This is a genomic window from Variovorax sp. UMC13 (assembly GCF_014170375.1).
Taxonomy (GTDB): Bacteria; Pseudomonadota; Gammaproteobacteria; order Burkholderiales; family Burkholderiaceae_C; genus Variovorax.
This window is the reverse complement of sequence record NZ_LZZW01000010.1, coordinates 386,320-397,270: the sequence shown is the minus strand read 5'-3', so window position 1 is coordinate 397,270 and position 10,951 is coordinate 386,320. Positions and strand designations below refer to the sequence as shown.

Sequence of the window (10,951 nt, the reverse complement as noted above, 5' to 3'; positions counted from 1 at the left end):
CGCGAGGCCACAGAGGAGAAGCCCATGACCCCCGAGAACACCCCGCCTTCGGGCCCCGCGCGGTTCACGCGCCGCGAGGCCGTGCTGGCCGCGGCCGCCGTCGCATCGACCTCGCTGCTGGGCTGGCCCGCGAGCGGCGTGACGCCGCCCGCCGCGGCGGCTGCGGCAACCACAGGCACCGCGGTCGATGCCGCCGCCGTCGCGCGCTTCTTCGCCTTCTCCCGGGCCATCACCGGCCACGAGGACATCGATGCCGTGACCGCCGGCCGCATCCGCGAGGCGATGGTGCAGGGCGATGGCGCCTTCGCCGCGCAGGCCGAGACGCTGGCCGGCCTGGTCCAGCCCGGCATGGCGCCCGACGCACTGCTGGCCGCGGCCTCGGGCGCGGGCCTGCGTGACGCGGCACTGGCCGTGGTCGCGGCCTGGTACACGGGCACCGTGACCGCGGGCCCCGCCACCACCGTCGTGGCCTACGAGCAGGCGCTGATGTACCGGCCCGTGGCCGACGGCCTCTCGGTGCCGACCTACTGCAACGAAGGGCCGCTGTGGTGGACCGCGGCGCCGCCCGAGGTCGGCGTGCCGACGCCGCAGCAGGCCGCGCAGGCCAAGCCCAAGCCGCCGCCGCCGCCGGTGATGCGCAGCCAGTAGCCGCCGCGCGCCTCACCCGCTTCGCCCATCCCCCAGAACAACACAAAGAAAAAACACGATGAAAAAAGCAGTCTTCACGGCCGATGGCGATGCCACCGCCGACGTGGTCGTGGTCGGTTCCGGCGTGGTCGGCGCGATGATCGCCGACCAGCTCGCGGGCCAGGGCCACGCGGTGCTGATGCTCGAGGCCGGCCCGCGCATCCAGCGCGCCCAGGCGGTCGAGAACTGGCGCAACATGCCTTTCGCCAACCGCGTGGGCTCGGACTTCCAGGGCCTGTTCCCGCAGTCGCCGCTGGCGCCCGCGCCGCTGTACTTCCCGCCCAACGACTACGTCGGCCTGTCGGGCCCCGACGGCAAGGGCTTCCAGCAGGGCTACCTGCGCGTGGTGGGCGGCACCACCTGGCACTGGGCCGCCTCGAGCTGGCGCCACCTGCCGGTCGACCTGCGCATGAAGTCGACCTACGGCGTGGGCCGCGACTGGCCCATCGGCTACGACGAGCTGGAGCCCTATTACTGTCGCGCCGAGGAAGAGATGGGCGTGGCCGGCCCCAACGACCCGGCGCAGCAGTCGCCCTCGGAGCGCAGCAGGCCCTATCCGATGGACATGGTGCCCTGGAGCTACGGCGACAAGCGCTTCGCCGAGGTGGTGAATGCGCACGGCTACCGCTCGGTGCCGATCCCGCAGGGCCGCAGCACGCGGCCCTGGAACGGCCGGCCGACCTGCTGCGGCAACAACAACTGCCAGCCGATCTGCCCCATCGGCGCGATGTACAACGGCATCCACCATGTGCAGACGGCCGAGGCCAAGGGCACCACGCTGCTGCCCGAAGCCGTGGCCTACAGGATCGACACCGATGCCAACAACCGCATCACCGCGGTCCACTGGTACGACAAGGACAGGAAGTCGCACAAGGCCACCGGGCGCCAGTTCGTGATCGCCTGCAACAGCCTGGAGACGCCGCGCCTGCTGCTGCTCGCGGCGAACGAGCGCAACCCCAGGGGCATCGCGAACAGCTCCGACCAGGTGGGCCGCAACATGATGGACCACTCGGGCTTCCACTGCACCTTCCTGGCTAACGAGCCGCTGTGGATCGGCCGCGGCCCGGCCCAGAGCAGCTGCCTGGTGGGCCCGCGCGACGGGGCCTTCCGCAGCGAGTATTCCTCCAACAAGATGATCCTCAACAACATCACGCGCGTCGGCCCGGCCACGCAGCAGGCGCTCAAGCTCGGGCTGGTGGGCCCGGCGCTCGACGAGGAGATCCGCCGCCGCGCGGCCTTCGGCGTCGACCTGTCGATCAGCCTGGAGCCGCTGCCCGATCCGAACAACCGGCTCACGCTGAGCGCGACCCGCAAGGACCCGCTGGGCCTGGCCTGCCCCGAGATCCATTACGACGTGGGCGACTACGTGCGCAAGGGCGCGGCCGCCGCGCACAAGCAGCTGGAGCACATCGGCCAGCTCTTCGGCGCGACCGAGTTCAACATCACGAGCGCGCTCAACGCCAACAACCACATCATGGGCGGCACCATCATGGGCGCCGACAGCAAGGACTCGGTGGTCGACGGCGACTGCCGCACGCACGACCACGACAACCTCTGGCTGCCCGGCGGCGGCCCGATCCCCTCGGCCAGCGTGGTCAACAGCACGCTGACCATGGCGGCGCTGGGCCTGAAGGCCGCCGATGCGATCGGCCGCGCACTGGCGAAGGGCTGAGCCATGACGCTGCATTCACTGATCCGCCGCACCGCGTCGTCGCTGGGTTTGGCGATGCTGCTGGTGCACGCCGCGATGGCGCAGCAGGCCCCGCCCGCCGAGCTGATCGACAAGGGCCGCCAGCTCGCGATCGCGGCCGACTGCATGGCCTGCCACACCCTGCCCGCGGGCAAGGGCAAGCCTTTCGCGGGCGGCTATTCGATCGAGTCGCCGCTGGGCACCATCTACGCGACCAACATCACGCCCTCGAAGACGGCCGGCATCGGCGACTACAGCGAGGCCGAGTTCGCGCGCGCGCTGCGCCAGGGCGTGCGCCGCGACGGCGCGCGGCTGTACCCGGCCATGCCCTACACCTCGTACACGCAGCTCAGCGACGCCGACACCTCGGCGCTCTATGCCTACTTCATGCACGGCGTGGCACCGGTCGACACCGAGGCCGCGCAGACCGCGCTGCCCTTTCCCTTCAACCTGCGCTTCTCGATGGCCGTGTGGAACCTGCTGTTCCTCGACGACCGCCGCTTCGAGCCCGATGCCTCCAAGAGCGCCGAATGGAACCGCGGCGCCTACCTGGCCGGCGCGCTGGGCCACTGCAGCGCCTGCCACACGCCACGCAATGCGCTGATGGCCGAGCAGGGCGGCCAGGCGCTGGCCGGCGGCATGGTCGGCCCTTGGCTCGCGCCCAACATCACGTCGGATGCGGTGAGCGGCATCGGCGGCTGGAGCGAGGCCGAGCTGGTGCAGTACCTGCGCACCGGCCGGGTCGAAGGCAAGGCCCAGGCCGCGGGCGGCATGGCCGAGGCGGTGGAGAACAGCCTGCAGCACCTGCCCGAGGCCGACCTCCAGGCCATCGCCGTGTACCTCAAGGGCACCGTGCCGATCCGCGACAAGGCCGATGCCGAGGGCGCGAAGCCTGCGCATGCCTGGGGCGCGGCCTGGAGCAGCGAAGCGACGAAACGCGGCACCGCGCCCTTCAACAACCCGCAACGGCTCACCACCGGCGAGCAGCTCTACAACGGCTACTGCGCCAGCTGCCACCAGGCCAGCGGCGCGGGCAGCCGCAACCAGGCCTATCCCTCGCTGTTCCACAACACCGCGACCGGGCTCGCGAATCCGGCCAACCTGGTGGCGGCGATCCTCTACGGCGTGGACCGCAAGGTGGGCGACACGCATGTGCTGATGCCGCGCTTCGATGCGCTGTCGTACGTCGATCCGCTGACCGATGGGCAGATCGCCGCCATCGCCAACCATGTGCTCGTGCGCTACGGCAACAGCGCGGCCGCGGTGAGCGAGGGCGACGTGGCCGTGGCGCGCGCGGGTGGCGCCAAGCCGCTGCTGGCGCAGGCGCAGCCCTTCATGCTGCCGGCGATGATCGCGGGATTGGTGCTGGTGATCGTGCTGCTCAGCGTCTGGCTGCGACGCCGACGTCGCCTGCCGGGCTGACATCGGAGCCCATGGGCGGCGCGATGTCCTCGAGCGAACGGCGCTCGGCGTCCACGCCCCAGCGCAGCGCGATCAGGCCCGCGCCGATCACCAGCGCGGCGCCGATCGCATAGCCCACCGCCACCGCGCCGCGACTGCCGGTGTCGATCAGCAGGCCGAACAGGAACGGCGCCGCGAAGCCGCCGGCCCCGGTGCCCACCGCGTAGAACAGCGAGATGGCGAGCGCGCGCATCTCGAGCGGGAACACCTCGCTCACCGTGAGGTAGGCCGAGCTGGCCGCGGCCGAGGCCAGGAAGAACACCGCCGACCAGCACAGCGCCTGCGTCAGCGCATTCAACCAACCGGCCATGAAGGCCGCGCCGGTCAGCGCCAGGCCGACGCCCGACAGCACATAGGTCAAGGCGATCATCCTGCGGCGCCCCACGCGGTCGAACAGCGGGCCCAGCAGCAGCGGCCCCAGCACGTTGCCGAGCGCGAAAGGGAAGATGTAGAGCGCCACGCGGCCGTCGGGTACGCCATGGAAGCGCGTGAGCACCAGCGCGTAGGTGAAGAAGATCGCGTTGTAGAAGAAGGCCTGCGAGACCATCAGCGAGAGCGCGACCACACTGCGCTGGCGGTAGCGGTGCAGCAGCACCTCCGCCACCTGGCGCAGCGAGGGCGCGGCCTGGCGGGTGAACACCAGCTGCTGCGTCACCGGCGCCAGCGGCCCGTGCTGTGCGGAGACCTCGGCCTCGATGCGCGCGACCACGGCCTCGGCCTCGTCGGCGCGGCCGTGCGCGATCAGCCAGCGCGGGCTTTCGGGCACGTGGCGGCGCACCAGCAGGATGGCCAGCGCGAGGAGCGCACCGAGGCCGAAGCCCGCGCGCCAGCCCCACACGGGGCCCAGCACGCGCGGGTCCAGCAGCACCAGGCTCAGGCCCGCGCCCAGTGCGGCCCCGACCCAGAAGCTGCCGTTGATCGCCAGGTTGACCCGTCCGCGCACGCGCGCCGGGATCAGTTCGTCGATGGCCGAGTTGATGGCCGCGTACTCGCCGCCGATGCCCACGCCGGTGAAGAAGCGGCACAGCGCGAAGAAGCCGAAGCCGGGCGAGAACGCGGTGGCGAAGCTGGCCACGGTGTAAACGGCCAGCGTGATCAGGAACAGCTTCTTGCGGCCCCAGCGGTCGGCCAGCCGGCCGAAGACCAGCGCCCCGACCACCGCGCCGCCGATGTAGAGCGAGCCGGCGCCGCCGATCTGCGCGGCCGTGAGCGCCAGCGTGTCGTCGCGCTCCAGCACGCCGCCCAGCGAGCCGACCAAGGTGACCTCGAGCCCGTCGAGCACCCAGGCCACGCCCAGCGCGATCACCACGCGCCAGTGCCAGCGCGACCAGGGCAGGCGGTCGAGGCGGGCGGGGATGTCGGTGGTGGTGGGCTTCGTCATGCGGCTGCTTCGCACTGTAGGCAGCAGGCCCCGGCCGGCGCTGTCGGCCAAGGCCCCGAATGCGGCGGCGGGTCGTCGGTTACGCTTGGCAACCTCGCCAAGCCACAGCCGCCATGCCGACCCTGTCCTCCGCCCTGGACCCTCGCTCCGTCATCGTCCTCGCCGGCGTGATGGGCTTGCTGATGTCGCTGGTGATGTTTTCCATGCGCCGCAGCTACCCCTCGAGCATCCGCGGGCTGCGCGAATGGACGCTGGCGCCGCTGATGTGCTTCGGCAGCACCGTGCTGTTCGCCATGCGTGGCGTGCTGCCCGACGTGCTCACGATTCCGCTGGCCAACATGGTGCTGTTCCAGGGCTGCATCACCTACTACGCGGGCAGCCAGCTGTTCCTGGGCCATGAACGCAACACGCGCGGCTGGAGCATCGTGACGCTGGTGCTGGGCGCGGTGCTGTTCTGGTATTCGCAGTTCCAGCCCGACTACACGATGCGGCTGGCGGTCTTCACGGTCACCATCTCGGTGCTGTTCGCCTTCCATGCGCAGCTCTACCTGCGGCATCGCCTGTCGCACCTCGGCATGCGCGTGATGACCGGCCTGCTGCTGCTGCAGGCCACGGTGGCGGGGCTGCGCTTCGTCACCGTGCTGTTCGGTGCGGCCGGCTCCGACCTGCTCCAGCCCTCGTGGCTGCAGGTGGTCTACATCGTGATGTACTCCTTCACCGCGCTGCTGATGAGCATCGCGGGCGTGCTGATGGCCACCGACCGCGTGCGCATCGAGTTCGAGTTCCTGGCCTCGCACGATCCGTTGACCGGCGTGCTCAACCGGCGCGCGCTGTTCGCGCAGGGCGAGAAAGCCTTCGCCCGCAGCCGGCGCGGCGAGGCGCCGATGGCCCTGCTGATGCTGGACGCCGACCACTTCAAGCGCATCAACGATGCCTTCGGCCACCAGACCGGCGACGAGGTGCTGCGTGAACTCGCGCAGCGCCTGCAGGAACCGCTGCCGGCCGCGGCGCGCCTGGGCCGCTACGGCGGCGAGGAGTTCCTCGCGGTGCTGCCGGGCCTGGCGCCCGACGCGGCCCATGCGCTGGCCGAGCGCCTGCGCGAAGGGCTGGCGCGGCCCTTCGAGGCCGGCTCGCCGCTTGCGGCCGCGGGCATCGACCGGCTCACGGTGAGCATCGGCATGGCCGCCTTCCAGGGCCCGGGCGACACGCTGGATGCGATGCTGGCGCGGGCCGATGCGGCGCTCTACCGCGCCAAGGCCGCGGGCCGCAACCGCGTCGAAGTGGCCTGAGCCCTACATCGCCCAGATGCGCGGCGCGCTGGCCGGCATCTGCCACAGCGCCGCGCGCCAGGCCTGCCAGACCTGGCGCAGCAGCTGCATCGCGGGCTCGACCACCGGCGCGAGCACGCGCAGCACCACCACCTCGGCATGCGGGCCGGTCGCGCCGGCGCTGGCGGCCAGCGGGTGCGCGTCGGCCAGCGTGCGCGCGATCTCGAGCAGGGCCTCGCGCCGGGCGCGCGGGATCGGCGTGCCGGCGACGAAGAACAGCGAGGCGATGCAGCGGTGGCCGGCCAGGCCGATCGGGCTCTGCAGCAGGCGCTGGTCGCTGGCCTCGATGCGCCCGCGTTCGAGCCACACGCCCGGCACCTCGATGTGCTGCAGCAGGCTGCCGCGCTCGAAGGGCAGGTCGGCGCCGGGCAGGCCCAGCGCACTCACGTCCCAGCCCAGCAGTTCGGCGCCGGGCGCGAGCGCCATGCGCAGCCGGTTCTCGGCGCGGCAGCCGCTGTAGCACAACGCCTCGAGCGGCAGCCATTCGAGCCGGGCGTCGGCCTCGAGCTTGATCTGCGTGCGCTGGACGGCGGCCTCGCCCTCCGAGCGGTAGAAGCGCGTGGCGCCGGGCGTGGTCACCAGGCCATGGCTGCCGGGGGCGCCGGTGATGACGATGTCCAGCGTGTCGCCGCCCACCAGCCCGCCGGGCGGATGCACCAGCACGTTGTGGCAGACCGCGTCACCTTCGGGGTAGAGGCTCTGGAGGATGCGCAGCGGGCCGTCGTGGCGAAAGCGTGCGACGCTGCGTTGGTTTTCGGCGCTGTAGTCGAGCGCGAGTCGGGCGTGCCATGGCATGGAGGGAGTCTAGGGCCTGTTCACACTGTTTCCGGGGTCGCGAAGGCCTGCCATGGCGGGCCAATCAAGGCGCGTGACGCTGCGCGTGCTGCCGCACGCGCAAGGAACGCAACGCCGAGTGGCCCGCCATGGCAGGCCTTCCCGAAGGGTTGGCTGAGCCAGGGGCCGTCTGCGGCGTTGCCCGCGCTTGCAAGGCGCAGGCCTTGCTGCGCGCATGCGCCTTGCATCCAGCCCCTGGCTCAACCAACGCGATCCCCGAAAACAGTGCGAACAGGCCCTGGAGCCTCAGGTCTTCCAGGCGCCTTCATGCGCCGCGCTCGCCTCGTCGAGCAGCGCCGGCCCGATGCACTCGATCGGGTGCGGCGAGGCCGCGAACACGTCGCGGCAGGAGAGCTCGGCGTCGCGCTGGTCCTGGCGCTCGCCGCGGAAGGCGCGCAGCCGCTCGGCGTCGATGCCGAACACCACTCGGCCGATGTTGGCCCAGAAGATCGCGCCGGCGCACATCACGCAGGGCTCGGCCGAGGAATACAGCGTGGCGCCGGCCAGCAGCGCGCGCTCGGGGCGCCTGGCCGCGAGCGCGCGGATCGCGCTGACCTCGGCATGGCCGGTGCAGTCGCCGGTCTCGAAGGTGTTGTTGTAGCCCTCGGCCAGCACCTCGCCCTCGGCCGACACGATGAGCGCGCCGAAGGGCCGGTTGCCGCGCCGGCCCGCGGCATGCGACCAGAGGATCGCCTTGCGCAGGTAGCGGCCGTCGCGCTCGTCGAGGGTGGTTTCGCAGGGGAGGGTGAGGGATTGGAAATGCATGTCGGGACCTGCATCGATTCAAGCACGAGGCATGCCAATGTGCCGTGTCGCCCTCTGACGCGGGGAAGGAGCGGAGGCATGGTGCGCAACTTGCTTGTGCATCGGCCCAGAGTAGAAGCGTTCAGCCGGCACGGTCGGCGGGAAATTGCTCTTTCACGCTTGTTCCCACGCAACCGAAGGAGTCCGCTCATGCTCGTCACCCGACAACCCGTCTTCCGCAAGTTCTGGCATGCGGTCATGCCGCTCACCGACTTGGCCAAGGGCCCCAAGCCTTTCCGGCTGCTGGGCGAGGACATCGTGCTGTTCATCGATGCCGACGGCCAGCCGGCCGCGCTGCGCGACCGTTGCTGCCACCGCACCGCGAAGCTTTCGAAGGGCTGGTGCGTCGATGCCCGGGGCCAGGCCTGCGCCTCGGGCGCGATCCAGTGCGGCTACCACGGCTGGACCTACGACCGCAGTGGCCAGGTGATCCGCATCCCGCAGTACGAGGCCGACCGAAAGATCTCGCCCGAGTACCGGACCACCGCCTACCACTGCAGCGCGCGCTACGGCTACGCCTGGGTCGCGCTGGAAGACCCGATCGCCGACATTCCCGCCGTGCCAGAGTTCGACGACCCGGCCTATCGCACCATCTTCCAGTTCCATGAAGAGTGGCAGACCAGCCCGATGCGCGCGCTTGAGAATTCCTTCGACAACTCGCACTTCAGCTTCGTGCACCGCGCCACCTTCGGCGTGCCCGACAAGCCCAAGCCCAGCAAGTACGAGTTCGTCGAGCGCGAGAACGGCTTCTATGCCGAGACCGTGATCGCCGCGGCCAACCCGGCGCGTTTCCATGCGATCAGCGGCGTGAGCGAGCCGGTGACGCAGCGCCACATGCGCAACGCCTACTTCCTGCCCTTCTCGCGCCGGCTCGACATCGAGTACCCCTCGGGCATCCGCCACATCATCATCAACTGCTTCACGCCCATCGACGACGGGCGCATGCAGCTGTGCCAATGGCTCTACCGCAACGACACCGAGGCCGACTGTCCGGCGCAGCTGCTGATCGACTTCGACCAGGAGATCACGCGCGAGGACAAGGACATCCTCGAGTCGACCGACCCCGATGCGATGGTCGACACGCGCCGCCGCGGCGTCGAGTACTCGATGGAGTCCGACAAGCCGGGCATCCTGATCCGGCGCCACCTGATGCAGCTGCTGGCGAAGCACGGCGAGAGCGAAGTGCACCGCGGCACGCGCACCATTCCGCTCGCGCAGGCGGCCTGAGCGCGCCAGGGCGCGGCGCTACCATGGCCGCTCACTTCCCAGGAGCCTCCCCATGAGCATTTCAGTCCGCCGCGACGGCACCACCGGCACGCGCCATACCGTGCACGTGCGCAACCACGCCTTCGCGGTCGATGCCTCGCCCGCGGGCGGCGGTGCCGATGCGGGCCCTTCGCCGCACGACCTCTACGACGCCGCGCTGGCCTCGTGCAAGGCGCTCACGGTGCTGCTCTATGCGCAGCGCAAGAACATGCCGGTGGAGGACATCGAGGTGAAGATCGAGCGCGACGACAGCCAGGAACGCCAGGGCGTCTACCGGCTCAAGGCCTCGCTGCACGTCACCGGCGCGCTCGACGAGGCGCAGCGCGCCGAGCTGCTGCGCGTGGCCGCCAAGTGCCCGGTGCACCGGCTCATGGTCGACGTGAAGACCGAGATCGAGACCGGCTGGGCAGCCTAGCGGCCCGCGTCCAGCACCTGCAGCACCCGCCCGTCGCCGATGAAGGATTCGCCCACCAGCATCCGGAACACCGTGCCGGGCTGGAACTTGGGCAGCGCGAGCGCCGGCGTGAGGAACTCGACCGGCAGCACCTGCGCCGTGCCGCGCCGGAACGAACCGCCCTCGGGCACCTGCCATTTGCCCGAGAAGCCCTCGTTGCCGAGCACGAAGGCGCAGTGATGCTCGCCCTCGGCGATGGCGATGTCCTCGGCCGGCACCGAGGGCGGGCGCAGCGTGAGCTCGACCTGCAGCTGCGGCCGGAAGGGCGCGGCCTCGGTGAAGGTGGCGACCGGCGCTGCCACCGCGGGCTTGCGCTTGACGCGGCCGATCAGCCAGGCGATCACGTTGCCGATCACCGGAATCCACAGCAGCATCAGCAGCGTGCCGATGTCGCGCGCGGTGGTGCCGGGGGCGCTCAGGTGCCGCAGCGCGGCGCCGCCCAGGGCGACGCACAGGAGGAGGATGACGATGAGTTGGCGGCGGGCTTGGATCTTGGTCATGGAGGCGAAGGGCGAAAGGCCGGCGCCACTGTAACCACTTGGGGATCGGGCCCGCTCAGCTGGCGCCGTCGCGCGCCCAGAAACCGCGGTGCGTGGCCGTCATCTCGTCGGCCACCTCGGGCACCGGACCGATCACCTCGATGCGCTTCTGGCCGCGCGCGAAGACCTCGCGGCAGGGCAGCGACAGCGTCGGGTTCTCGGGGTGGTCGCCGGTCAGCGCGAGCAGCGCCGATTCCTCGGCGCCATAGACCACGCGCCCGATGTTGGCCCAGTAGGCCGTCCCCGCGCACATGGCGCAGGGCTCGAAGGTCGTGACCAATGTGCATTGCCACAGGTAGTCGGCCGGCCAGTTCTGCGCCGCGGTGCGCGCCAGCGTGGCCTCGGCATGCTGCACCGTGTCGATGTTGCCCTGCTCGGCCAGCACCGTCTCGCCGTCGGGCGCGACCAGCACCGCGCCGAAGGGATGGCGGCCCATGGCCATCGCGCGCCGGGCCACGGTGTCGGCGCGGCGCAGCGCCTTCGTGATCTGTTCAGGTGTCATGCGCC

11 protein-coding genes are annotated in these 10,951 nt (G+C 71.0%); 6 read left to right on the top strand and 5 right to left on the bottom strand.

All coding sequences use genetic code 11. The features are described 5' to 3' along the window. Positions 1-24 precede the first annotated feature (24 nt). The 3 genes from A9977_RS06805 to A9977_RS06795 are packed head-to-tail and all read left to right on the top strand — an operon-like array spanning position 25 to position 3,799. Positions 25-648, top strand: a complete 624-nt coding sequence (locus A9977_RS06805) for a sugar dehydrogenase complex small subunit (RefSeq protein WP_183024111.1) — start codon at positions 25-27, stop codon at positions 646-648. A 58-nt stretch (positions 649-706) separates the two neighbouring features. Continuing rightward, positions 707-2,359, top strand: coding sequence for a GMC family oxidoreductase (locus A9977_RS06800; protein ID WP_183024110.1), 1,653 nt, complete (start codon positions 707-709; stop codon positions 2,357-2,359). 3 nt (positions 2,360-2,362) lie between these two features. After that, positions 2,363-3,799 carry a cytochrome c gene (locus A9977_RS06795; RefSeq protein WP_259651839.1) on the top strand — a complete coding sequence of 479 codons (1,437 nt, stop codon included), beginning with the start codon at positions 2,363-2,365 and terminating at the stop codon, positions 3,797-3,799. On the opposite strand, the gene A9977_RS06790 is transcribed toward A9977_RS06795, so the two are convergent. Next, positions 3,759-5,219 carry an MFS transporter gene (locus A9977_RS06790; protein ID WP_183024109.1) on the bottom strand — a complete coding sequence of 487 codons (1,461 nt, stop codon included), beginning with the start codon at positions 5,217-5,219 and terminating at the stop codon, positions 3,759-3,761. The two genes, A9977_RS06795 and A9977_RS06790, sit on opposite strands and share 41 nt — an antisense overlap. Positions 5,220-5,332: 113 nt before the next feature. Here A9977_RS06790 and A9977_RS06785 point away from each other — a divergent pair, with 113 nt between their 5' ends. After that, the gene (locus A9977_RS06785; RefSeq protein ID WP_183024108.1) at positions 5,333-6,508 is read left to right on the top strand and encodes a GGDEF domain-containing protein; all 1,176 of its coding nucleotides are present in this window, start codon (positions 5,333-5,335) and stop codon (positions 6,506-6,508) included. A 3-nt stretch (positions 6,509-6,511) separates the two neighbouring features. Here A9977_RS06785 and A9977_RS06780 read toward each other — a convergent pair whose 3' ends face one another. Both A9977_RS06780 and A9977_RS06775 read right to left on the bottom strand, forming a co-directional pair. Then, on the bottom strand, positions 6,512-7,342 hold the full coding sequence (locus tag A9977_RS06780; RefSeq protein WP_183024107.1) for an urease accessory protein UreD: 831 nt from the start codon (positions 7,340-7,342) through the stop codon (positions 6,512-6,514). Positions 7,343-7,627: 285 nt separating this feature from the next. Beyond that, positions 7,628-8,146: a nucleoside deaminase gene (locus A9977_RS06775; protein ID WP_183024106.1), complete on the bottom strand. Its 519-nt coding sequence runs from the start codon at positions 8,144-8,146 to the stop codon at positions 7,628-7,630. Positions 8,147-8,335: 189 nt separating this feature from the next. Here A9977_RS06775 and A9977_RS06770 point away from each other — a divergent pair, with 189 nt between their 5' ends. After that, the gene (locus A9977_RS06770; RefSeq protein ID WP_183024105.1) at positions 8,336-9,412 is read left to right on the top strand and encodes an aromatic ring-hydroxylating dioxygenase subunit alpha; all 1,077 of its coding nucleotides are present in this window, start codon (positions 8,336-8,338) and stop codon (positions 9,410-9,412) included. Between the two features lie 52 nt (positions 9,413-9,464). After that, positions 9,465-9,866: an OsmC family protein gene (locus tag A9977_RS06765; RefSeq protein ID WP_183024104.1), complete on the top strand. Its 402-nt coding sequence runs from the start codon at positions 9,465-9,467 to the stop codon at positions 9,864-9,866. Here A9977_RS06765 and A9977_RS06760 read toward each other — a convergent pair. Both A9977_RS06760 and A9977_RS06755 read right to left on the bottom strand, forming a co-directional pair. After that, entirely contained in the window at positions 9,863-10,405 is a 543-nt protein-coding gene (locus tag A9977_RS06760; protein WP_183024103.1) for a hypothetical protein, read from the bottom strand. The two genes, A9977_RS06765 and A9977_RS06760, sit on opposite strands and share 4 nt — an antisense overlap. 55 nt (positions 10,406-10,460) lie before the next feature. Continuing rightward, the gene (locus tag A9977_RS06755) at positions 10,461-10,946 is read right to left on the bottom strand and encodes a nucleoside deaminase (RefSeq protein WP_183024102.1); all 486 of its coding nucleotides are present in this window, start codon (positions 10,944-10,946) and stop codon (positions 10,461-10,463) included. Positions 10,947-10,951 lie beyond the last annotated feature (5 nt).

Coding starts and splice junctions, on each gene's coding strand:
- A9977_RS06780 (WP_183024107.1), bottom strand. CDS start 7,342: ATGCCATGGCACGCCCGACTCGCGCTCGACTACAGCGCCGAAAACCAA.
- A9977_RS06795 (WP_259651839.1), top strand. CDS start 2,363: ATGACGCTGCATTCACTGATCCGCCGCACCGCGTCGTCGCTGGGTTTG.
- A9977_RS06760 (WP_183024103.1), bottom strand. CDS start 10,405: ATGACCAAGATCCAAGCCCGCCGCCAACTCATCGTCATCCTCCTCCTG.
- A9977_RS06775 (WP_183024106.1), bottom strand. CDS start 8,146: ATGCATTTCCAATCCCTCACCCTCCCCTGCGAAACCACCCTCGACGAG.
- A9977_RS06785 (WP_183024108.1), top strand. CDS start 5,333: ATGCCGACCCTGTCCTCCGCCCTGGACCCTCGCTCCGTCATCGTCCTC.
- A9977_RS06790 (WP_183024109.1), bottom strand. CDS start 5,219: ATGACGAAGCCCACCACCACCGACATCCCCGCCCGCCTCGACCGCCTG.
- A9977_RS06805 (WP_183024111.1), top strand. CDS start 25: ATGACCCCCGAGAACACCCCGCCTTCGGGCCCCGCGCGGTTCACGCGC.
- A9977_RS06755 (WP_183024102.1), bottom strand. CDS start 10,946: ATGACACCTGAACAGATCACGAAGGCGCTGCGCCGCGCCGACACCGTG.
- A9977_RS06765 (WP_183024104.1), top strand. CDS start 9,465: ATGAGCATTTCAGTCCGCCGCGACGGCACCACCGGCACGCGCCATACC.
- A9977_RS06770 (WP_183024105.1), top strand. CDS start 8,336: ATGCTCGTCACCCGACAACCCGTCTTCCGCAAGTTCTGGCATGCGGTC.
- A9977_RS06800 (WP_183024110.1), top strand. CDS start 707: ATGAAAAAAGCAGTCTTCACGGCCGATGGCGATGCCACCGCCGACGTG.